At 72.9% G+C, this 20,748-nt stretch carries 20 protein-coding genes and 2 pseudogenes; 9 read left to right on the top strand and 13 right to left on the bottom strand.

The genetic code is table 11. The features are described from left to right. Positions 1-483 precede the first annotated feature (483 nt). The 3 genes from BI06_RS32040 (at position 484) to BI06_RS32030 (ending at position 2,586) form a co-directional block, all read left to right on the top strand. Complete coding sequence (locus BI06_RS32040; RefSeq protein ID WP_051742376.1) at positions 484-1,662, top strand: serine hydrolase; 1,179 nt, start codon at positions 484-486, stop codon at positions 1,660-1,662. Positions 1,663-1,791: 129 nt separating this feature from the next. After that, complete coding sequence (locus BI06_RS55645; RefSeq protein ID WP_369826275.1) at positions 1,792-2,073, top strand: hypothetical protein; 282 nt, start codon at positions 1,792-1,794, stop codon at positions 2,071-2,073. A 165-nt stretch (positions 2,074-2,238) separates the two neighbouring features. Next, positions 2,239-2,586: a DoxX family protein gene (locus tag BI06_RS32030; protein ID WP_043474038.1), complete on the top strand. Its 348-nt coding sequence runs from the start codon at positions 2,239-2,241 to the stop codon at positions 2,584-2,586. 8 nt (positions 2,587-2,594) lie between these two features. On the opposite strand, the gene BI06_RS32025 is transcribed toward BI06_RS32030, so the two are convergent. Further along, positions 2,595-3,791 carry an IS110 family transposase gene (locus BI06_RS32025; RefSeq protein ID WP_043463675.1) on the bottom strand — a complete coding sequence of 399 codons (1,197 nt, stop codon included), beginning with the start codon at positions 3,789-3,791 and terminating at the stop codon, positions 2,595-2,597. A gap of 337 nt (positions 3,792-4,128) precedes the next feature. Between BI06_RS32025 and BI06_RS32020 the strand changes: the two genes are divergently transcribed. Further along, a complete protein-coding gene (locus BI06_RS32020) occupies positions 4,129-4,899 on the top strand; it encodes a hypothetical protein (RefSeq protein WP_043474037.1) in 771 nt (256 codons plus the stop codon). An 18-nt stretch (positions 4,900-4,917) separates the two neighbouring features. Further along, entirely contained in the window at positions 4,918-5,472 is a 555-nt protein-coding gene (locus BI06_RS32015) for a MepB family protein (protein ID WP_030397240.1), read from the top strand. A 240-nt stretch (positions 5,473-5,712) separates the two neighbouring features. Here BI06_RS32015 and BI06_RS32010 read toward each other — a convergent pair whose 3' ends face one another. The 8 genes and pseudogenes from BI06_RS32010 to BI06_RS31985 all read right to left on the bottom strand — a co-directional run bounded on the left by BI06_RS32010 (position 5,713) and on the right by BI06_RS31985 (position 11,317). Further along, complete coding sequence (locus tag BI06_RS32010; RefSeq protein WP_051742374.1) at positions 5,713-6,345, bottom strand: hypothetical protein; 633 nt, start codon at positions 6,343-6,345, stop codon at positions 5,713-5,715. A gap of 248 nt (positions 6,346-6,593) precedes the next feature. Next, positions 6,594-6,732, bottom strand: a pseudogene (locus BI06_RS55640) (IS630 family transposase); the annotation flags it as partial. Positions 6,733-6,783: 51 nt separating this feature from the next. After that, positions 6,784-6,831, bottom strand: a pseudogene (locus tag BI06_RS55635) (hypothetical protein); the annotation flags it as partial. Positions 6,832-7,026: 195 nt separating this feature from the next. Next, complete coding sequence (locus tag BI06_RS32005; RefSeq protein WP_149030551.1) at positions 7,027-7,284, bottom strand: hypothetical protein; 258 nt, start codon at positions 7,282-7,284, stop codon at positions 7,027-7,029. A gap of 87 nt (positions 7,285-7,371) precedes the next feature. Continuing rightward, positions 7,372-8,274 (bottom strand): alpha/beta fold hydrolase, encoded by a 903-nt coding sequence (locus BI06_RS32000; protein WP_051742372.1) that lies wholly within the window; start codon positions 8,272-8,274, stop codon positions 7,372-7,374. Between the two features lie 6 nt (positions 8,275-8,280). Continuing rightward, positions 8,281-8,970, bottom strand: coding sequence for a dihydrofolate reductase family protein (locus tag BI06_RS31995; RefSeq protein WP_051742370.1), 690 nt, complete (start codon positions 8,968-8,970; stop codon positions 8,281-8,283). Between the two features lie 143 nt (positions 8,971-9,113). After that, positions 9,114-10,109, bottom strand: a complete 996-nt coding sequence (locus tag BI06_RS31990; RefSeq protein WP_043474036.1) for an alpha/beta hydrolase — start codon at positions 10,107-10,109, stop codon at positions 9,114-9,116. 140 nt (positions 10,110-10,249) lie between these two features. Next, positions 10,250-11,317, bottom strand: coding sequence for an alcohol dehydrogenase catalytic domain-containing protein (locus BI06_RS31985; protein ID WP_030397246.1), 1,068 nt, complete (start codon positions 11,315-11,317; stop codon positions 10,250-10,252). Between the two features lie 134 nt (positions 11,318-11,451). Here BI06_RS31985 and BI06_RS31980 point away from each other — a divergent pair, with 134 nt between their 5' ends. Continuing rightward, positions 11,452-12,141: an ABATE domain-containing protein gene (locus BI06_RS31980; RefSeq protein ID WP_149030550.1), complete on the top strand. Its 690-nt coding sequence runs from the start codon at positions 11,452-11,454 to the stop codon at positions 12,139-12,141. A 22-nt stretch (positions 12,142-12,163) separates the two neighbouring features. Here BI06_RS31980 and BI06_RS31975 read toward each other — a convergent pair whose 3' ends face one another. Further along, positions 12,164-13,519 (bottom strand): Fic family protein, encoded by a 1,356-nt coding sequence (locus BI06_RS31975; protein ID WP_043474035.1) that lies wholly within the window; start codon positions 13,517-13,519, stop codon positions 12,164-12,166. 108 nt (positions 13,520-13,627) lie between these two features. Next, a complete protein-coding gene (locus tag BI06_RS31970) occupies positions 13,628-14,092 on the bottom strand; it encodes a hypothetical protein (protein ID WP_030397248.1) in 465 nt (154 codons plus the stop codon). Positions 14,093-14,545: 453 nt separating this feature from the next. On the opposite strand from BI06_RS31970, the gene BI06_RS31965 reads away from it, so the two are divergent. Beyond that, the gene (locus tag BI06_RS31965; RefSeq protein ID WP_043474034.1) at positions 14,546-15,310 is read left to right on the top strand and encodes a DUF4232 domain-containing protein; all 765 of its coding nucleotides are present in this window, start codon (positions 14,546-14,548) and stop codon (positions 15,308-15,310) included. A gap of 24 nt (positions 15,311-15,334) precedes the next feature. On the opposite strand, the gene BI06_RS52595 is transcribed toward BI06_RS31965, so the two are convergent. Further along, entirely contained in the window at positions 15,335-16,084 is a 750-nt protein-coding gene (locus BI06_RS52595) for a hypothetical protein (RefSeq protein WP_043474033.1), read from the bottom strand. A 556-nt stretch (positions 16,085-16,640) separates the two neighbouring features. On the opposite strand from BI06_RS52595, the gene BI06_RS55630 reads away from it, so the two are divergent. After that, on the top strand, positions 16,641-16,772 hold the full coding sequence (locus BI06_RS55630; protein WP_341845514.1) for a hypothetical protein: 132 nt from the start codon (positions 16,641-16,643) through the stop codon (positions 16,770-16,772). 40 nt (positions 16,773-16,812) lie between these two features. Here BI06_RS55630 and BI06_RS31955 read toward each other — a convergent pair whose 3' ends face one another. After that, positions 16,813-17,550 (bottom strand): hypothetical protein, encoded by a 738-nt coding sequence (locus BI06_RS31955; RefSeq protein ID WP_149030549.1) that lies wholly within the window; start codon positions 17,548-17,550, stop codon positions 16,813-16,815. A gap of 721 nt (positions 17,551-18,271) precedes the next feature. On the opposite strand from BI06_RS31955, the gene BI06_RS31950 reads away from it, so the two are divergent. Then, positions 18,272-20,638, top strand: coding sequence for an FdhF/YdeP family oxidoreductase (locus BI06_RS31950; RefSeq protein WP_043474030.1), 2,367 nt, complete (start codon positions 18,272-18,274; stop codon positions 20,636-20,638). Positions 20,639-20,748: the final 110 nt, after the last annotated feature.

Below are 20,748 nucleotides of genomic sequence, written 5' to 3'. Positions count from 1 at the left end.
GGACGGGACGCTGGATCGGTTCCTGCCCGTCCACGGGCACCGAACGGTGCACGGGATCACTCCGGCGGCGTCACCGGAGCAGGCGCGGGCAGCGCTGCAGAAGGTGACCCCGGCCGACCTCCCGCCGCCCCGGACGCTGCTCGCGCTCCTGGTCCGCCCGAGTGTCGGCCTGATCCGGCGCAGCGCCCTCGCCGCTGTCGGCCGCCACTGCGAGGGGTCCCGAGAGGGCGTTCGACAGGGGTTTCCCCTCGACTGCCCGGCTGCGATCGATGCAGAACGGACACCCACGGCCCGATCCCGGTCCTGTTCGGCACCACCGGGACCACCGCTCGACGAGGTCTCTCCGTGCCCGGAGGTGACGGACGGTCCGGGCGTGGGGCAAACCCCCGTACCGGCCGGGGTGTCAGCGGGATGGGCCACCGGCGCCCCGGCCCGGCAGGCTGGGTACGAACCAGCACGGCACCGGAAGTCAGGGGAAGTTCGATGAGGACACGTACGGGGATCGCGGCACTGTGGGCGGGGCTGTGCACGGTGGCGGTGACGGGGCTCCTCCCGGCCTCGGCCCTCGCGGAGCGGGCACCCGCTTCGCCGCCCGCCGGCCTCACGGAGAGCATCGAACAGGCGGTCGCGGACGGATTCCCGGGCGTCGTGGCCTACGCCAGGAACGGGGAGCGGGAGTCACGGGTGGCCGCCGGGGTCGCGGACACGGCGACCGGCGAGCGGGCCCGGCCGGACCAGCGGTTCCGGATCGCCAGCAACACCAAGTCGTTCGTGTCCACGGTGCTTCTCCAACTCGAGGGCGAAGGACGGCTCTCGCTGGGCGACAGCGTGGAGAAGTGGCTGCCCGGTGTGGTCCAGGGGAACGGCAACGACGGCCGGACCATCACCCTCCGGCAGCTGCTCGACCACACCTCCGGCATCTACGACCCCACCACCGAGCCGGAGTTCTTCGCCCCCTACCTGGAGCACCACGACCGGGACCACCTCTACACCCCGCGGGAGGTGGTCGCCCGCGCCGTCCGCCACGCACCGGCGTTCACGGCGCCCGACCACGGCTGGGAGTACTCCAACACCAACTACCTGCTCGCCGGTCTGGTGATCGAGGCGGTCACCCACCGCAGCGCGTCCGCCGAGATCCGCCGGCGGATCCTCGACCCGCTCGGCCTCAAGGACACCTCCTTCCCGCTGACCGACCCGGTCGTCCGCGGCCCCCATCTGCACGGGTACGACCTCAAGGGACAGGACGTCACACGGTTCAGCCCGTCCTACGACTGGACCGCCGGCGCCATGATCTCCACCGTCGACGACCTGGCCCGCTTCCACCGGGCCCTGTTCGGCGGCAAGCTGCTGCGCCCCGCCCAGCAGCGCGAACTCCTGACCACGGTGCAGCCCGCCGACACGCCGGTGGCGTACGGACTCGGGGTGCAGCGCATGGACCTGCCGTGCGGCTCGGGGCCGGACGGCAAGCCGCCGGTCGGCGTCTGGCTGACCGACGGTGGCGGCCCCGGCTACACCAGCTACTCGCTCACCACCGTCGACGGTGAGCGACAGTTGGTCATCGCCGCCAACGTCTACGACCTCGGGGCCGACCTCAAGCACCAGGCGCCCTTCCCGCTGAGCAAGGGGATCCTGAAGGCGCAGACCGCGGCCCTGTGCGGCTGATGTGCCGCCGGGCCACCGCGGACGGGGCCCAGGAGGCCGGGCCCCGGTCGGGCCCGGAGGTCGTCGCGGCACGCGGCATCGGATCGCCGCGATGGTGGTCGGTGTCCCGCACCGGCTCACCGCCCCCGGGTGCGCGCAGGGACGCCGGAGCTGCGCGAGGTGGTCCTCGACGTCCTGGGCGGCCGCGATCTCCCTTTGCTCGGCCAGGTCGACATCGGCCACGCCGGCCCGAATCTCCTGCTGCCGCTGGGCGTCCGCGCGGAGGTCGACGCCACCGCGCGGACCTTGACCCTCCTGGAGGCCGCCGTCACGGTCCGACCGTCGGGAACGCTCCGGACCGGTAACCGCTCGACACCGCCACGAGATCATGGAACCGAGTCCGTGCCGCATCGACCACAGCCGGACAGGTGAGAGGAACCCCTGTCGAACGCCCTCTGAGAAATTCCTCTGCGGGGCTGTCACATCCGTCGCGGGCGGCGGGTCAGTGGAGTGTTCGAGCAGCTGCGGCGGGGCGGGCCGGGATCGGTCCGCCATGTCGCACCTCCTCACCCGCCATCCGAAACAGGGGTATCCGCCATGTCCGTCGCCTACGTCGTCCTCGCCGTTGTCAGTGCCCTGTGGGTCGGCTTCTCCGGCGTCTCGCTCGCGCGCCGGGCGGAGTTCGTGACCCAGCCGCTGGTCGAGTACGGCGTGCCGCGCTCGTGGTGGGGCCCGCTGGCACTGGCGAAGCTCGCCGGCGCCGCCGGCCTGCTGGTCGGCCTCGCCGTCCCGGCCCTCGGCGTCGCCGCGGCGACCGGCCTGATCCTCTACTTCCTCGGCGCCGTCATCACCTGCCTGCGGGCCCGCTCCTACAAGACCGTGGCCTTCCCGCTCCTCTACCTCGCCCCCGTCGCCGTCACCCTCGGCCTGAGCTTCGCTTCCTAATGTCGTTGTCAAGCCGCCGTGGTCACTGGAGGTGTGACGTGGTAGCACCGTCGGTCACGGATCAGGGCCCAGAGAACGTTGACCCGTCGGCGGGCCAGGGCCATCACGGCTTGGACGTGCCGCTTGCCCTCCGCGCGCTTGCGGTCGTAGAACTTCCGCGAGTTCGGGTCGCACCGGATGCTGACCAACGCGGAGGTGTAGAAGACGCGTTGGAGTCTGCGGTGGTAGACGGTTGGCCGGTGCAGGTTCCCGCTGACCTTGCCGGAGTCGCGGGGCGCCGGTGCGACGCCGGCGAACGCCGCCAGGGCGTCCGGGGAGGCGAAGCCGTCCAGACCGCCGCCCACGCCGGCCAGGAACTCGGCGCCGAGCACGATGCCGATACCGGGGACGCTCTCGACTATGCCGGCGAGTTCGTGCTCTCGAAACCGGCCCTCGATGAGCTTGTCCATCTCGGCGATCTGCTCGTTGAGGGCCATCACCCCCTCGGCCAGGGTGTGGACCAGCCTGGCGATGGTCTTCTCCCCGGGGACGGAGGTGTACTGGCGCTCGGCGGCCTCGACGGCCGCCTCGGCGAGGGCTCTGGCGTTGCGGACCTTGCGGTTGGCCAGCCACTTCGTCAGCCGTGCGACGCCGGTGCGGCGGATCGCGGCCGGGGTCTGGTACCCGGTCAGCAGCTTGAGCGGACCGGTGTTGGTCACGTCCAGGGCCCTCTCCAGGGCCGGGAACATGCTCAGCAGAGTGCCGCGCAGGCGGTTGACAGCCCGGGTTCGGTCCTCGACCAGGTCGGCCCGTCGGCCGGTCAGCAGCCTGAGCTCGATCGCAGCCTCGTCACCGGGACGGACGGGCTGCAGGTCGCGCCGCATCCGGGCCTGGTCGGCGATCACGTAGGCGTCGCGGGCGTCGGTCTTCCCCTCGCCGCGGTAGCCGTCGGATGCCCGGTTCACCAGCCGGCCGGGGATGTACAGGACCTCCTGGCCTTGCGCGACGAGCAGGCTCAGCAGCAGGGCCGGCTCCCCACCGGTCATGTCGATCGCCCAGGTCACCCGATCGCCGCCGGCCAGGGCGAGAACATCGCCGATCAGCTGCAGCAGCTCGGGCTCGTCGTTGGCGACCCGCCGCGACAGCAGGGTCTTGCCCTCGGTGTCCAGGGCCAGGCCGTGGTGGTGGCCCTTGCCGCTGTCGATCCCCGCCCATATCCGGCTCATCATGCTCCTGACGTGCGTGTTCGTGCTGTTCGTACCACGGACGACCTCGCCGGCATTGCTCTACTCAGCGACTTGCTCGCACTTCCTAATCGGCGGCCGAGTCGTCGTGGGGCACCGGGCGGCAAAGCGACGCAAGCCACGAAACGGCAGCCGCCTGATAGCCACACCCAGCACCCCTGGGCGACCCAACCTTACGAATGGCTCGATCAACCCGGCTCAGAAGGTAGAGCCGCCTGACCGGGCACGCCCGCACCCCCGTCGGAGCGCCCGGCCGGTCCGCACCGGCCGGGTGCCGCCCGGCGGATCCTGGCAGGTCACGCCGCAGTACGCTGGGGCGATGCTGCTCCCCACCGCCCCGCGCGTCCGCCTGCGGTCCGCCGTCGAACCGTACATCGACACGCCGTTCGGCCCGCTGGCCTTCGCCACGACGATCGGGAGCACCGTCCTTCCGCAGCTGCCCGACGAACTGTTCGAGCTGCCGGGCGACCGCACGCTGGCCCGCTGGGTGACACCCGGGGCCACCGTCGAGCTGCTGACGACCCCGTACGATCCCGAGCTCGACCCCGACACCTGGGGACCGCTGACCGGCTGCCGCGCGGCGGTGTGGCGGATCGACGCGACCGCGCCGCTCGGGCGGGTGCGGTTCGCGGCGGAGCTTCCGGCGCGGCTTCCGGAGGGTGTCGAAGCGGGGTGGGACGGCGGGCAGGCGCTGGCCGCTGTCACGTTGGAGGACGACACGACCCGGCTCACCGTGGGAGGCAACGACGAGGAGGCGATCTGCGGGGCCGCCCTCGTGGGAGAGGCGCCCCGGCGATGGGCGGCGTTGAGCGACGAGGTGTACGACCGTTCGTTCAGCACCTGGGGTGTGGACTTCGGCCACCACCACGGCATGACCTGGACGCTGCCGCCACTGGAGGCCGGCGACCACTGCGAACTTCCCGTCGTGGCGGCCTGGGCCCCGGCCGCCGACGAGAGCGAGAACACCTGGTACGCCGTCATGCCGTCGCCGACGGTGCTGCTGCGTCGGGTCACGGCCGAGCTGGGGACGCGGGCCGACGCTTCGAACGCGGGCCGACCGGCCGTGGCGGCTTCGTCGAACCACCCGTGACAGAGTGGGCGGATGACCATGGACCGCGAGCACCCGGCCGATCTCCGCCCGGAACCCTGGCCGGGCACCGCCCCGGTCCACGAAGATCTCGTCGCGGCGAAGGCGCTCGTCTACGACCGCTGCGGATTCGCCTGCTCGCAGCCGGTCCCCGAGGCCGAGAGCGCCGAGTACGCCGCCCACGGGTTCACCCTCGACGGCCTCGCCGTCCGGTTCCGCGCCGCCAGGACGACCCCCACCAAGGCCGGCCAGTTCGTCACCGTCTGGAAGAGGTCCCCGGCCGGGCCCATCCAGCCCTTCGACGTGACGGACCCCGTCGATCTCTTTGTCATCAGCACCCGTGACGGCGACAACTTCGGTCAGTTCGTCTTTCCCAAGGACGCGCTCCGCCGGCACGGCGTCGTATCGGAGAACGGTTCGGGTGGGAAGCGGGCCTTTCGCATCTACCCGCCCTGGGTGGCCCCTACCAGCCGCCAGGCCGGCAGCACGCAAGCGTGGCAGCTGGGCTTCTTCCTGCACCTGAACCAGGACGGACCCGTCGACCTGGCCCGCGCCCAGGAGCTCTACCACCCGTAGGGACGGTGCCGGCATCGGCCGGCCGTCGCTCCACCCCCTGAGCGCCTACGACTGCTGATCGTTCGGAATGACTCGTCCGAAAGGGGGATCAAAGAGCGTTTCAACCTGGCAGATGCGTTGCGGCCACGCCGCCCGGCTCCACAGCCCCGCCGGGAGCGGCGGCGGCCACGTGCTCGATCCGACCGCGGCCCGCCGCGCCGCCCCGGCCGGGACCCACGGCGAGGGGTCGGCGGCGGGTGCTCAGTACAGCTTCTTCACCGCGGTGTTCAGGGTGTTCTTCCACGGGATCACCGGCGGATCGCCCCAGTAGCTCTGCCACAGGACCAGCGTCACCGTGTCGCCGTCGCGGCCCACGCCCCACAGGTAGTTGTAGTCGGGGCGCTCGGTGGCGTTGGAGTCGAAGGTGTGCATCCCCTGAAGGGTGGCGCCCTCCTCGACGTTGATCACCCCGTGGTCGAGGTAGGTCGCGGTCACGCCGGGCCGCTGCGGGGCGTGCGCGCAGGCGATGTAGTCCTGCCGGGCCTTGTCCGCGAAGGCGACGGCTTCGGCCTCCGTGTCGAAGACCGCCACCTTCTGCTGGGCGAACGCGGTCTCCGCGGTGGTGAAGTCCCGGTGCCACACATTGACTTCGGCCGGCTCGGCGGGCCAGCCCACCGGACAGTCGAAATCGGTGCCCCACCCCCGGGCGGTCGGGCTGGCGCGCCACGACTCGGTCTTCGGCAGGTCGGAGATGTACAGGGTCCCCGGCTGCGGCCGCCACTGGTCGGCAGCCGCCGCCCGGCCCGGAGCCGCCCCGGCCCCCAGGGCCCCGATCGCCAGTACCGCGGCCCCCATCGCGACCGCGCCCCCGCGCAGCCGTGCACGTACCCCCATGGCTTCCCTTCCTTCGTGCGCTTCGATCACCCCGTTCCGCCCCGGAGCGGGGCAGATTCCCTTCCACGGTAGGGTGCCAGCCCCCGTGCGGCATGGCCTTTCGGTCGGAATGACCGAGAAGTCCACCGCTGTTGACCGAGAACACGGCCAGTGGTAGGCCGCGACTTGTCGAGGATCTCGTCGGCGCTCTTCGTCCGGACAAACGGTCCGGGGTGCTCGTTCCAGTCGGTGAGCGGGCCGAGCCTCACGAGGAACCCCTTGAACTCCGCCGCCCGGTGGCGGCGGTGCAGGGAGCCGGTCGCCGGTGGCGACCTCGAGGGCGGCGAAGAGAGTGGTCGTGCCGGCCCGGACGTAGTCGTGGCTGTGGCGTTCGGGAACACCGGGCACCGGGTCGTCACACAGGCCGTCCGGACCCCGCTCGACGAACCGGCGCCGCCGGGTGCGGACCGTGTCCGGAGCGACCCGCAGCCGGCGGGACACCTCCATGGTCGAGTGGCCCTCGGCGCACTCCAGCACGATCCGCGACCGCTGGACCAGAGCCTGAGCTGTCGTGCGGCGACGCAACCAGCCCTGCAATACAGCCCGCTGGGCATCAGTGACCGACAACGGCGGAATCCTCGGCGGAACCCTCGGACCCGCGCGACTCGTGCCCGACTGACGATGAATCTCCGACTCAGGTCACTAGCGGTCGGGGGCGGCGTCCTCGATGGCGGCGAGCAGGAGTGCGTGGACGGTGGCGGCCGCCTCCTGGGTGGCCGGGTCGGGGTCCGTGAGCTGGGGGGTGATCAGTTCGGCGGCCGCGGCGAGGAGGGGGACCGGCACGGTGGCCTCGCGCAGGTGGAGGAGCTGGGAGGCGGCGCGCTCGCCGGGGGTGGCGCGGGTGCGGGCGTCCGGGATCAGGGAGGTGAGGCCCCGGGGGAGGGGCGGGGTGCTGGTCACGCGGTCCATTCTTCCGCGTCCGGGGCGCCGGCGATCACCACGACCGGTCGGCGGGTCCCCCTCCTCGTGCTTCCCCCGGGGCGCGGATCAGGCCGGATCGGTGGACGGCTCCTTCCGTACGGGGTTCGGCGGGTCGGCCGGGGTCGGCCGGCCGAGGGCGAGCATCGCCTCGGCGACCGCGTCCGCCGCGTCGTCGGGGATCCCGATGGCGGCGTGTTCGAGCACGAGGAGCCGTGCGCCGGGGATCTCGCGGGCCAGGGCTTCGCCGTTGCCGAGGGGGAAGAGCGGGTCGTGGCGGCCGTGGACGACGAGTGCGGGGAGGTCGACCGTGGGCAGGCGTTCGCGCCAGCGGGGTCGGCAGTCGAGCCGGGCGAACACGGTGCCCAGCTGGTTGGCCAGCTGGACCGGGGGCGCGGTGCCGGGGGTGCGGTCCCAGATGCGCGCGGCCCGCTCGCGCGCGGTGGCGGGGTCGTCGCCGCGGATGCTCGCGCCGGTGGCGGCGTACTCCGCGACCGCCTCACGGTCGGTCCAGTCCGGCATTGGTCTGGCGAACAACAGCCCCATGGTCGCCTGCTCGTGGTCGGGGAGGTCCTTGTCGGGCGGGCCGGGGGCGACGGGGCGGGTGCCGGCCAGGGTGAGGGCGGAGAACGCGTCGGCGTGGTCGAGAGCCGCGACCTGGGCGACCATCCCGCCGACGCCGGTACCCGCGAGGTGTGCGGGCGCACCGCCCAGTACGCGGGCCAGGGCGGCGGCGTCGGCGGCGAGGTCGCGCAGGGTGTAGGCGGGCGCCTGCGGGTCCACCGTCGCCGACTCCCCGCTGTCGCGCAGGTCGTAGCGCACCACCCGGCGCCCGCCGGCGGCGAGGCGTTCGCAGAGCGCGTCGGGCCAGGAGAGCATGGTCGGCCCGCCCGCGAGCAGGACGAGCGGTGCGTCGTGGTCGCCGAAGGACTCGATGCCCAGGACGGTGCCGCGGACGGCGACGGTGGCCATCTCGGCTCACCGGCCGCCGCTGCCGCTGCCGCCGCTGCCGTTGCCGCTGCCGCTGCCGTCGGCACTGTCGCGGCCGAGGCCGCGGTCCGGCGCACTCATGTCGCCGGTCGCGGGGGTGCCGTCGGTGCGGGCGTAGCGCAGGTACACGGTGCCCTCCGGACCGGCGGTCGGCGGTTCGAGGAGGGCGAGGTTCGTGGGCACGGCGCCGCCGTCGAAGACCTTCTTCCCGACGCCGAGCACGATCGGGTGCACCCACAGGTCGAGGCGGTCGAAGAGCCTCTCCCGCAGCAGCGTCTGCACCAGGTCCAGGCTGCCGACGACCTTCACGTTCTCGTGCCGGTCGCGGATCTCGCGGACGGCGGCGGCCAGGTCCGGCCCGAGCTGCGTGGAGCCGTCCCAGGGGAGCTCCGGCTTGCCGCGCGAGGCCACGTACTTCGGGACGCGGTTGAACAGCTCGGCGATCTCGCCGTCCTTCTGGTGGGGCCAGTACGCGGCGAAGATGTCGTACGTCCGCCGGCCGAGCAGCAGGGCGTCCGTGCCCTCGTACGCGGCGAGGATCTGCGCCCCGGTGACCTCGTTCAGCAGGGGCGCCTGCCAGCCCCCGAACGGGAACCCCGCCGGGTCCTCGTCCGGTCCGCCGGGTGCCTGCGCGACGAGGTCGAGGGTGGCGAACAGTTCGATCTGGACGATTCCCATGTCTCTACTCCCGGGGTGCGTGGTTGTCCCTTCGAGATGTAGACCGGCCGGGGCCGGAAAACTCATCGCCACGCCGGTACCCGTTTTTCCGGACCCGCCGGCCGGGGGCCGTGCGCGGTGGCCCCCGGCGCGCGGTCGCGGTGTCAGGCCGCGACCGGTGCGGCGTCGAACCGGCGGGCCAGGTAGTCGAACCAGGTCCGGTGGAAGGCGGTGGCCAGCCGCGATTCGGGGGCGATGAGGTCGAACGCGTGGTAGGCGCCGGGGTAGAGGTGGAGCTCGACCGGGACGCCCTGGGCGCGCAGCCGGGTCGCGTAGTCGAGGTCCTCGTCCCGGAAGCAGTCGAGGTCGCCGACGGTGATGAACGTGGGCGGCAGGTCTGCGAGGTCGGCGGCGCGGGCGGGGGCCGCGTACGGGCAGACGTCCTCGGTGCCTGCGCGGTCGCCCAGGATCGCCTGCCAGGCCAGCAGGTTGGTCGAGCGGTCCCAGATCCCGATGTCGGTGATCTCGTGACTCGACGCGGTCCGGTTGCGGTCGTCGAGCATGGGATACGTCAGGGACTGGAACAGCGGTGCCACGCCGCCGCGGTCGCGGACCAGCAGGGCCGTGGCCGCCGCGATCCCGCCGCCGCCGCTCTGGCCGGCGATGCCGATGCGGGTGCCGTCCAGCCCCAGGGCGTCCGCCTCCCGGCAGAGCCACTGGTAGGCGGTGAAGCCGTCCTCGGCGGCGCCGGGGGCGGGCGTCTCCGGGGCGAGCCGGTAGTCGACCGCGGCGACGGCGCAGCCGAGGCTCGCCGCCAGCCTGGTGAGCCACGGCTCGTCCTGGGCGGCGAAGCCGAGCACCTGGCCGCCGCCGTGGAACCAGAGCAGTACCGGCAGCGGTCCGGTCGCGGTGGTGGGGCGCAGCAGGCGGACCGGCACCTGCACCTCGTGGTCGTCCGGGCCGTCTACCTGGCTCCGTCCGTCCGCTCGGCTCGCGAGGTGCTCCTCGACGGTGACCGACGGGTCGGCGGGCGAGCTGTCGGCGGCGGATTCGGCCTGGGCGCGGAAGGCCGCGCGCGTGGTGGCCAGGTCGGTGAGGTCGAACGCGCCGTTCGGGGTCATGGGGACCGCGTCGAGGGCCACGCTCAGCTCCCGGTCCATCAGCCGACGGGAATCGGGCTTGCAAGTACCGGGTGTGCGGCTGTCGGGCGTGCGGGCGTCAGGGATACGGGAATCAGCGATGCGCGAATCGGCCATGGTCGTGCCTGCTTTCGGGGAGGGGGTACTTCGGGGGAGACGGATCAGGCGCGGAACGAGTCGATGACGACGACACCGGTGGGCCCGTACGTCTCCAGGGACTCCAGGACCTCGCTCGCCTCGTGGAGGCCGACGGTGCGCGAGACGATCCGGCCGGGGCTGAGCCGGCCGGCGGCGATCATGTTCAACATGGTGCCGAAGCGCTGGCCCTGCATGCCGAAGGCGCTCTGGAACTCCAGCTCCTTGACCATCATGACGTCGATCGGCAGGGCGACGTCGCCCTGCTCCGCGGCGGTGGTGTGCCCGAGCTGGAGGTGGCGGCCGCGGGTGCGCAGGGACAGCACCGAGTTGCGGCAGGCGGCGGCGATGCCCACGGCGTCGACCGACACATGGGCGCCGCCGCCGGTCAGGGTCTTCACGGCCTCGACGGGGTCGGTGGCGGCGGCGTTCACGGTGTGGACCGCGCCGAGCGCGCGGGCGGCGTCCAGCTTGTCGTCCGTGATGTCGATCGCGATGACGTTGGCGCCCGTCGCCGCGGCGATCTCCACCGTCGACAGACCCGTGCCGCCTCCGGCGCCGTAGACCGCGACCCACTCGCCGCCGCGGACCCGCGCCTGGTCGACGACCCCGTGGAAGGCCGTCATGTACCGGCAGGCCAGCGCGGCGACGTCGGTGAAGCCCACGCCCTCGGGCACCTCGACCAGGTTGACGTCGGCGAAGCGGACCATGACGTACTCGGCGAAGGCGCCCCAGTAGGAGACCCCGGGCACCAGGGAGTCCACGTGCTCGCAGACGTGCTGGTTGCCGCTGCGGCAGAACTCGCAGGAGCCCTCGCCGGGGTTCATCGGGAAGATGACGCGGGCGCCCTCCTTCCACCCCCGAACGTCGCGGCCGACCTCCACCACGGTGCCGGCGAACTCGTGTCCGAGCACGAACGGGGCCTCGACCCGCGGTCCGCCGGTCCAGAACTGCCCGGCCCACAGGGCCCAGTCGGTCCGGCAGATGCCGTTCGCCCCGACCCGCACGATCGCCCCGTCCGGCGGGCAGACGGGGTCGGGCACGTCCTGGAGGACGAGCGGGCGGTGGAGTTCCTCGATGACTGCGGCGCGCATGGCGCGGCCTCCTCGTGCTGCGGGGTGAAGACGCGTGGAGCAGGGAGCCGTCACGCGAAGTCCACCGGTTCAAGTGGTGGACCTGGAAGCTAGCCGCTTGTTCGGAACGATGTCAACCGCATAGAGTGGTGGACATGAAGGGTGACCTGAAGGACGAAGCACCGGTCGGCGCGGACGGTGCGGACACGGGCAGTACCGGCGGTACGGGAGGTACGGGCGGCACGGGCATTGCGGACGGAACCCGGGAGGGACGTCAGCGCGCCAAGGCCGACTTCCGCTTCGACGACGCGCGGCTGTGCTTCGCCTTCGCCGGCACCCTGGCCGACCGCGGCACCGGCACGCCCTTCGAACGGCTGGCCCGGCCCGAGGACTTGAGCCGCTGGGCGGTGGAGAGCGGCTGCACCGCGGCCGCACCGTCCTGCACCGCGGCCGACCTGGAGCGGGCCCGACACCTCCGCGAGGCGATCCACCGCACCGGCCGGGCTCTGGCGGACGCCGTCCCGCCCGCCCCGGAGGACATCGCGCTGGTCAACCGCGCCGCCGCCGAGCCGCCCTCGACACCCGAACTGGCCCCCGACGCCACCACCGTGCGCTGGCGCGGCGAGGGGATCGCAGCGGTACTGTCCATGGTCGCCCGGGACTTGATCGCGCTCTGCGCCTCGGAGCACCGCGCCCACGTCCGCCTCTGCGGGAACCCCGACTGCGGAGTCCCCTTCGTCGACACCTCCCGCGCGAGCGCCCGCCGCTGGTGCTCGATGAAGACCTGCGGCGCCCTCGCCAAGAAGCGCGCCTACCGCGCGAGGAAGCAGACACCGGAGCGTTGAGGCGGTCCCGGCGCCCCGGTGGTCACCGGGCGCCGGCGCGGCTCTGCCCGATGTGGTACTCGACGGAACCGCACAGGCCCAGCGCGTCCTGCGGATCGTCGGCCCGGTGCCCGAACCGGCGGATCAGCACCACCGAGTCGAGGGTGATCTCTGCGCGGGCCAGCACGAACAGCAGGGTGAGCAGGGCGGCGCGGGCGTTGCCGTCGTCGAACGGGTGGAAGAAGCAGACGTCGAGATGGGCCCGGGCCGCCCTCGCGGCCAGGGAGAGCCGGCCGTCGGCCGCCTGCGCCAGGCAGGCGTCGAGCCGGGCGCGGGTGTCGGGGCCGATGCCGTAGCGCTCGTCGCCGCCCTTGGCGAAGGCGGGGAGGGTGCGCAGCGGCGGCGGCCCGGGAGTGCCCAGGACGTGCTGCTGCCAGCCGCGCAGCAGCTCGACGTCGAGGACCGCTCCGCGTGCCGCGTCGGCCCGCACCAGCTCCAGTGCGGCGAGCAGGCCGGCGCCGCGAGCGGGGTCCACGACGGCGTCGAAGGAGCGGAAGTCCTCCGCGGCCCCGTCGCGGGCGGGAGTCACCGGTCCACCGTCGTCACTGCCGTCGTTCTCCGGCCACGGCACGCTGTTGCGCACGGCGATCCAGCGCTCCAGGTGGTCCGGGAGCGGGCCGGGGTCCGGCGGCGACCAGCGGGTGTCCTGCGGGCGCAGCGGGCCGACCAGTTTCTCGGCGATGTCCTCCGCCAGGACGGTGTCCGGCGAGGTCCAGCTCTCGAACCGGCCGCCGACCGCCTGCCGCACCATGCGCGCGGCCGGCTCGGGCGCGACGCCCCAGTAGCCGAGGAACCAGCCCAGGACCTGCAGGCAGTGCCGGTACCAGCCGCTCTCGGCGCCCGTGCGGTCGGCCACCCGCAGGATCAGGTTCCGGGCGGCGCGCTCCCACAGGATCCGGTCCGCCACCAGGGTCTCCGGATCCAGCGGGTAGGCCTCGAACCGCTCGGCGAGGTCCTCCAGCCACTCGCGCCACTCGCACAGTGCCGCGACGACCCGGTCGACGGTCTCCTCCGGCGTGGTGATCGAGTGCGAGCCGCAGCACCAGCCTCCGACCGGCCCCCCGTCGACGTCCCCCTCGCCGAGCGACCAGCGCCACCCCGCCGCCCACCGGCCGTAGTGCTGCACCAGCACGTGCGTCATGGCATCGGACCACGGCTTGGCCACGTCCCAGGCCCAGTTGACCCGGGTCGGATCGAAATCGGGGTCCAGTCGGGAGGGCACCTGCCGCGCCGGGCCGAGGGAGCGGACCACCCACGCCACCGAGGCGGGATCGAAGGGACGGTCGGCCGGGTCGACCTCGTCCCAGGTGAGCTCTGCGGGGTGGAATGTCTTCGACACCCGGTCAGCGTGCCACGCGGACCGGGTGTACGCGCAACGGCGTTTCCGCTCGGGGCCGTCCGGCTCGGGGCGGGTTCCTGGTGCGGCGCGGGCCGTCCTGGGCGGGGGTCAGTAGAGGATCCGACCCTGCAGCTCCGTCGGGTTGAAGGGGCCGCCGTGGCGGTAGAGGAACGAACCGGTGGGGGTGCGGTCGTACTCGTAGTAGATATACGGGTTCCAGCCGGTGGACACGATCTCTCCCGGGGTGGGCGAGGACGCGGGGAGGGCCTGCACGGTGAGCGTCACCGACCGGCTGTCGCCGGGGGCGATGGGGACGCGGGGGTGGAACTTGGCGGTCAGTCCCGAGACGGTGCAGTCGGCGACGTCGCCGCCGCAACCGGTGACCGTGATCCTGTTGGTGGTCGTGTTGAGGGGCCACAGGGGTTCGACGTACTCGTAGACGAACGAGATGTCCGTGGTCTCGGAGTTGGTCAGGGTCATCGTGATGGTGAAGGTCTCACCGGGTCGGATCGTGCTCCGGTCGGCGGAGTAGGTGTCCCAGCGTTCGGCGGCGGACGCCGGGGAGGTCGTCATGGCGGACCCAACTCCGAGGAGGAGGGCGATGGTTGTCGTGATTCTCTTCAGCCGCAAGGTCACCATGGTGGAGAGGGTACGAGTACCCGGGCTCTTTGTCTGCATGGCCACGACATCCGGCCGGGTGCAAACGTTCCCCCTCCGCCCGGAGGTCGGTCGGCCCGGCGCTGCGACAGGTGCCGGACGGGCAGTTCCGGGGCGCGGGACGGGCAGAACGGCGGGGCGGACGGGGCAGAGCGGTAGGTCGGACGGTGCCGGGAGACTCCGTCCGGCTGCGTCGCGGGGAGGCGTTCTCGCAGGTCGGGCAGGGTGGCGTCGGCTCCGGCGGGCCGGATCGCGAGTGCAGGTTGGTTTGGCGGGGCGGGGAAGCGGGCCGCAGTACTGTCCGGCGGGGTTCCGACGGCGCTGCCGGGCGACCCCGCTCATCCGTATTCCGTCCTCGGGGGATCTGCCATGTCGGCTCGCCGTACTCTGCTCGTTCCGGCCGCGCTCGTCGGCGTCCTCCTCGCCGTGAGCGGCTGCGGACCCGACGACCCCAGCGGCCCGGGACCGGCGCAGGCCGCGACCGGAACACCGGCGGCCGCCCCGACCGGCGGCCCGGCGAGTGCCCCGGTGAGTGCCCCGGCCACTGCTCCGAGCGGCGCCGCTACCGCCGCGACCACCGCGCCCGGTGCGGCCGCGCCGAAGGCCACGGCGCCCGCGGCGCCCACCGCGGCCGCGCCCGGAGGCGGAGGTGCCGACGATGCCTACGCCTACACCCACCCCTGTGACCCCAAGGACCTCACGCTGCGGGTGACCGCCCGCCCCGAGGCGCCGACCCAGCGGGTGATCGAGGTGCACAACCAGGGCGCGCACTCCTGCGGCCTGAGCTACTTCCCGCTGGTCACTGTGGGCGACTCGCACTCCGCCGACCGCGCCAAGGACATCAGGCCGCTGGTCCCGGGCGGGCTGGGCGGCCCGCCCGCCTACCCGGTCGGTGCCGGGCGGACGGCGTTCGCCGTGATCGACCTCAACCCCGGCGGCGGATCCGCCGCGTCCGCGGCCGGGGTCGACGAGCTGAACGTGGTGGCCGACGGCGACCACATGCCGGCCGCCGAGACCCGGAACTTCCCGCTCGGCCCCGGCGCGAAGGCCCGGGCGCCCAAGCTGGGCCTCTACCGGCCCACCGTCGCCGACGCGGTCGCGAGCGCCGCGACCGCGGACCAGCGGCAGGGGTAGCGGCAGGGGCGGCGGCCGCCGCGCTCAGCCGAGCCGAAGGGCCTTGACACCGGAGAGGAGCGGGACGAGCCGGAAGTTGCCGTCCCCGGCGCCGCAGGAGGGCTGGGTGTCGGGGGTGTTCGAGATGTTGGTCCCGGCCTTGAACCGCCCGTCCCTGCTCGGCGCGAAGGTGGTGAAGTGGTCGCGGAAGCCCTCGTAGTAGTACATGCACTGGTGCAGGTTCAGGTACCGGCCGGCGGTCAGGTCCAGCGGAGTGGCGCTCGACAGCAACGGGACGGGGTGGTCCGTGCCCCCGCCGCCGCAGAAGACCTCGGTGTCACGGGTGTTGGAGACGTTGGTCCCGGCGACGAACTTCACGTCGGTGGTCCCGACCACCGTGGTGAGGTGGTCCTGGTCGTAGTCGCTCCAGAAGACGCACTGGTGCAGATTGAGGTAGCGCCCGGTGGTCAGGTCGTAGCCCTCGGCGGCCGTGTAGACGCTGGGCTCGTAGGTCCCGTCGCCCGGTCCGCACACGGCCGCGGGGACGGGGGTGTCGGAGATGTCCGTGCCGGCGCTGAACCGGCCGTCCCGGCTGGGGACGAGGGTGGTCACGAGGTCGAAACTGTTCGGCAGGAACGGGCCGTGGTACACGCACTGGTGCAGGTTCAGGTACCGGCCCGCCGGCGGTGGCGGTGCGGCGGAGCTGTCGGCGGTGGCGGCGGGCACGGGGCCGGCCAGGGCGGCCACGGACACGGCGGCGGCCGCGAGGGCGGCGGGGCGTGGGAGCACGCGCATGGGGGACTCTCCTCGGTGCGGCGCGGCGGCTCGGGACGAGCGGCCGTCACGCACGAGGCTTCCCGCTGCCTCCGGAGGCCCCGGCTGCCGGGCGGGAACTTCACCTGAACGACCGGCCGCCCGTACGGGCCGCAGCACCCGGCGTTCTCCGCCGCGCTGCTCGCCGTGCTTCCGGCGCGCCCCCGGGCCGATCGTTCGTCCACGGGCCTATGGTGCTGGGTGCTCCCGCCCAGGCCCTCCCGGAGGACACCATGGCCGTTGCCGCGCTGGACCATTCGACGACTCGTTACTCCCTTCACCACGCCTACTGGATGGCGCGCGCGGCGGGCCTGGCGCCGCTGGAGCGCGAGGCCATCGAGGAACAGGCGCGGGCGTGGGGCTTCGAGGAGGTCAGACACTTCGAGTCCAAGCACGCCATGCCGTTCCCGATCGAGGACACCCAGGCCTACGTCATGGCCGGTGACCGCATGATCGTCGTCGGGTTCCGTTCTTCACGCACGTCGAGACACTGCGCTACTTCGACGCGGACGGCCGCCTCCACGAGTCCATGCCGCTCGTGGCAGGGCTCAAGGACCGGGCAAAGGGCTTCGTCACCGACCGGCCGGCCCCCGAGACGGACGCCATCAGGGACCACCACCTGCCCAACTACCTGGCCGCGTTCGAGAAGAGCCTCGCCGCAACCGGCTGAACGCCGAACGACGCCTCCGCCTCCCCGTCGGGCCCCGCCGTCACCTTCGCAGGCCTCTCCACCGTCGCCGCCGTCGCCGCAGTCGGTGTCCGGCGGGGGTCGCGTCCTCGGGTGGCCGGGACCTTCGGAATGGGGCGGTTTCGAGCAGGCCGGTGAGGTGCGCGCCCAGGCCGAGAGAGCCCACTGCGACAGCCGCCAGTCCGGCGTTGCGCGCGGTGGCGTCGGGAGGCCCGGGTGACGGGCCCAGGCGGGACCGGGCCGGTCCCGAGAGGTCCACCGTGACGACGGTCTGCTCGCCGGTACGCGGCATCCAGTCGCCCAACTCCACATTCCGGTACTCGCTGCCGTCGGCGAGGCGTACCTCGACGGTGGTGGAGGAGTGCTCGTCGCCCTCCCACACCTTGACGACCACGGCGGGGACGGTCGTGCCCCGGTCGTGGAGCGCCTGCTGGTCGGCCATCACCACGCAGCACTCCTCGAAGACCAGCCAGCCGGCCGCGAACACGAAGAGCGACGCCATGGACACCTTCCACCACGCGGGCCGGTACTGTGCGCCGGCCGCCAGCCCGAGAAGCAGGGCGGCGGCAGCCGCCAGCATGACGACGACCTCGACCACATAGAGGAACACCCAGTGGTAGACCACCCACATCGACAGCCACCCCAGGCCGGCGACCACGCCCGTCATGACCGCGCCGAGGCCCACCGCCGACGCGCCGCGCACCACAGCCCGGCCCAGCACCGGCACCCCGCGCCCGTCCGCCCCCGTCGCCACTCCCACCCCCGGTCCGCCGAACGCCGGCCCCTCGCACCAGCGTGCGGGGTCGGACCGCTCGGCGGCAAGGGCCGTGCCGCCGCGACCGGAGCAGGCCACCCGACCCGGCGTCCCGAACGCCAGGCGAACGTCAACCTGCCGTCATGGAGGTTCCGTTCCCGGGCGCCGAGGATTGGGGGACAACGGCAGGGCGAGACCAGGGACCGTCCGGTACCCCTGCGTCCGACCGCCGGTTCCCAGCAGGTCGGACGCAGGACGAACCGGCCGACCGTACGGGGGTCCCAGCCCACGCGACCAGTGTGCTGGCAACGGTCGGCCGACGCCCGGGGCGCCCGGCCCTGGTCTGTGCCGTCGCGAACAGCCGTTCGCGACGGCACAGACCCTCGTCGTCCCGGTCCGCGCTGGCAGCCGCCCCCGTGACGGGACCGGTCAGGCCTGGAACCAGGTCTGCTCCTCCCTCCGGTGCACTCCCACTGGACCACAGCCGCCCGGAGTCATGGCCCGGCCACACACTCCGGGGCCGGGCCCGGCTCCTCATCCGTTACCGGGTGCGGTGACCCGACGGCTCCGCCGACCGCGTGTCACCGGATGCGCGATGCCGCCGTAGCTGGCTTCCTTGAATGGGGCGGAAGGCCGTGGGCCCCCGACCGGACGCCATAACCGGCGGCGTCCGTCGCCCGCCGCCCGCCGCCCGCCGTTCGATGTCCGACTGCGGAAGGTGAGTGCCGTGAACGCTGCTGACGACCGGGGGTCCGGCCAGGACGGCGCCGACCCGGCGGCGGAGCGGGAACCGAGTGTCGGTGCGGAGCCGTCGCGGCGGCCGGAGGCCGCGCCCTACCACCATCCGGCGGCGGGCTGGGGCGCGGCACGGAGCGTGACGGAGTTCCTGGTCCGTGAGCGGACCCTGCTGGACGGCCCGCGGGCGATCCTGCGGATGAACCACGAGAACGGCGGCTTCGACTGCCCGGGCTGCGCCTGGCCGGACGACACCAAGGGCCTGCACCTGGACATCTGCGAGAACGGCATCAAGCACGTCACCTGGGAGATGACCCGCAAGCGGGTCGGCCGGGAGTTCTTCGCCGCGCACACCGTCACCGAACTGTCGGAGTGGAGCGACTTCGCGCTGGAGGACCAGGGCCGCCTCACCGAGCCGATGGTGTACGACGAGGCCACGGACCGGTACGTGCCGATCGACTGGCAGCACGCCTTCGACCTGTTCGGGGAGAGCGTACGCGCCCTGGACGACCCGAACCGGGCCGCGTTCTACACCTCGGGGCGGCTCGGCAACGAGGCCACCTTCCTGTACCAGCTGATGGCCCGCGAGCTCGGCACCAACAACCTCCCCGACTGCTCGAACATGTGCCACGAGGCATCCGGCCGGGCCCTGCAGGCCGCCCTCGGCACCGGCAAGGGCACCGCCGACCTCAAGGACTGGGAGGCGGCGGACGCGCTGTTCATCCTGGGCGTCAACGCCGCGTCCAACGCGCCCCGGATGCTCACCGCGCTGGCCGACGCGACCCGTCGCGGCGCGCGGATCGTGCACGTCAACCCGCTGGTGGAGGCGGCCGCGACCCGCACCATCGTGCCGCACGAGTTCCTCGACATGGCCCTGTTCAAGGCGACGCCGACCAGCACCCTCAACCTCCAGGTCCGCATCGGCGGCGACATGGCCCTGCTGCGCGGCATCGCCAAGGCCGTCCTGGAGCAGTCCGCGCAGGACCCGAAAGCGCTGGACCAGCAGTTCGTCGACCGGCACACCACCGGCTTCGCCGCCTACCGCGACCTGTGCGAGCGGACGCCCTGGGAGGAGTTGGAGCGGCAGAGCGGCCTGAGCCGCGAGCAGATCCTGCACGCCGCCCGGATCTACCGGGAGGCGGACCGGTCCATCTTCTCCTGGTGCCTCGGCGTCACCCAGCACGAGCACGGTGTCGACGCGATCCGGGAGATCGTCAACGTCCTGCTGCTGCGGGGCAACATCGGCCGCGAGGGCGCCGGCCCGTCGCCGGTCCGCGGGCACTCCAACGTCCAGGGCAACCGCACCTGCGGCATCGACCACCGGCCCGCGCCCGGGTTCCTGGACCGCCTCTCCGCCGTCTGCGGCATCGACGCGCCGCGCGAGCACGGCAAGGACACGGTCGCGACCATCGAGGCGATGGCCCGCGGCGAGGTGAAGGTCTTCGTCGGCATGGGCGGCAACTTCGCCCTCGCCGCACCCGACACCGACTACACCTACCGCGCGCTGCGCCGCTGCGAGCTGACGGTCCACGTCTCCACCAAGCTGAACCGCAGCCACCTGGTGCACGGACGGCGGGCGCTGATCCTGCCGTGCCTGGGTCGCACCGAGCAGGACCACCAGCGCGGCGGCCTCCAGGCCACCTCGGTGGAGGACTCCATGAGCATGGTCCACCTCTCCGTCGGGATGAAGAAGAAGCCGGCCTCCCGCCACCTGCTCTCCGAGCCGGCCGTCATCGCCGGCCTCGCCCGGGCCGCGCTGCCGGACAGCGCCACCCCGTGGGAGTGGTACGTGGAGGACTACGACCGGATCCGCGACACCATGGCCGAGGTCCTGGACGGCTTCGAGGACTTCAACCGGCGGGTGCGGCTCCCGCTCGGCTTCCGGATCAAGCAGCCCGCCCGCGAACTCGTCTTCCTCACCCCGTCCGGCCTCGCCGAGTTCTCCACCGCCCCGCTCCCCGACGTCCTGCCCACGCCCGGCACGCTGGTGCTCGGCACCATGCGCTCGCACGACCAGTGGAACACCACCATCTACTCCGACAACGACCGCTACCGCGGCGTCAAGAACCTGCGCACGCTCATTTTCATGAACCCCGACGACATGCGCGCACGCCACCTCGCCGAGTTCGACCCGGTCGACATCACCGCCACCGCCCGCGACGGCTCCACCCGCTCCCTGCACGGCTACCTCGCCGTCCCCCACGACCTGCCCCGAGGCTGCGCGGCCGGCTACATGCCGGAGATGAACGTCCTGTGCGCGATCGGCGACTACTCCACCCAGAGCGACCAGCCGATCATGAAGCACCTCAACGTCACGGTGGTCCCCGCCGCCCAGGAGACCGCCCGCCGCCCGGAGTGACGCGCGGTCGAGGCTCTGTGGCCGGGTGCTGATGGCCACGGTCGGGTTGGGGTCACGCTGTGTCACAAGCACCCGCCATGCGCTCGTGTTCGTCCGTACGAGCGGGCCGG

Origin of the sequence: Kitasatospora sp. MBT66, from assembly GCF_000710405.2 — a bacterium.
Lineage (GTDB): Bacteria > Actinomycetota > Actinomycetes > Streptomycetales > Streptomycetaceae > Kitasatospora > Kitasatospora purpeofusca.
Note: the sequence above shows the minus strand (reverse complement) of the source record. Positions and strands in the feature narration are given on the sequence as shown.

What these genes read in the sequence shown, in the direction of transcription:
- BI06_RS31985 (WP_030397246.1), bottom strand. Translation starts at nt 11,317, where the DNA reads ATGCGCGCCGCAGTCATCGAGGAACTCCACCGCCCGCTCGTCCTCCAG.
- BI06_RS52595 (WP_043474033.1), bottom strand. Translation starts at nt 16,084, where the DNA reads ATGCGCGTGCTCCCACGCCCCGCCGCCCTCGCGGCCGCCGCCGTGTCC.
- BI06_RS32015 (WP_030397240.1), top strand. Translation starts at nt 4,918, where the DNA reads ATGGACCGCGAGCACCCGGCCGATCTCCGCCCGGAACCCTGGCCGGGC.
- BI06_RS31990 (WP_043474036.1), bottom strand. Translation starts at nt 10,109, where the DNA reads ATGGACCGGGAGCTGAGCGTGGCCCTCGACGCGGTCCCCATGACCCCG.
- BI06_RS32000 (WP_051742372.1), bottom strand. Translation starts at nt 8,274, where the DNA reads ATGGCCACCGTCGCCGTCCGCGGCACCGTCCTGGGCATCGAGTCCTTC.
- BI06_RS32010 (WP_051742374.1), bottom strand. Translation starts at nt 6,345, where the DNA reads ATGGGGGTACGTGCACGGCTGCGCGGGGGCGCGGTCGCGATGGGGGCC.
- BI06_RS31980 (WP_149030550.1), top strand. Translation starts at nt 11,452, where the DNA reads ATGAAGGGTGACCTGAAGGACGAAGCACCGGTCGGCGCGGACGGTGCG.
- BI06_RS32040 (WP_051742376.1), top strand. Translation starts at nt 484, where the DNA reads ATGAGGACACGTACGGGGATCGCGGCACTGTGGGCGGGGCTGTGCACG.
- BI06_RS32030 (WP_043474038.1), top strand. Translation starts at nt 2,239, where the DNA reads ATGTCCGTCGCCTACGTCGTCCTCGCCGTTGTCAGTGCCCTGTGGGTC.
- BI06_RS31965 (WP_043474034.1), top strand. Translation starts at nt 14,546, where the DNA reads ATGTCGGCTCGCCGTACTCTGCTCGTTCCGGCCGCGCTCGTCGGCGTC.
- BI06_RS32020 (WP_043474037.1), top strand. Translation starts at nt 4,129, where the DNA reads ATGCTGCTCCCCACCGCCCCGCGCGTCCGCCTGCGGTCCGCCGTCGAA.
- BI06_RS31995 (WP_051742370.1), bottom strand. Translation starts at nt 8,970, where the DNA reads ATGGGAATCGTCCAGATCGAACTGTTCGCCACCCTCGACCTCGTCGCG.
- BI06_RS31970 (WP_030397248.1), bottom strand. Translation starts at nt 14,092, where the DNA reads ATGACGACCTCCCCGGCGTCCGCCGCCGAACGCTGGGACACCTACTCC.
- BI06_RS32025 (WP_043463675.1), bottom strand. Translation starts at nt 3,791, where the DNA reads ATGAGCCGGATATGGGCGGGGATCGACAGCGGCAAGGGCCACCACCAC.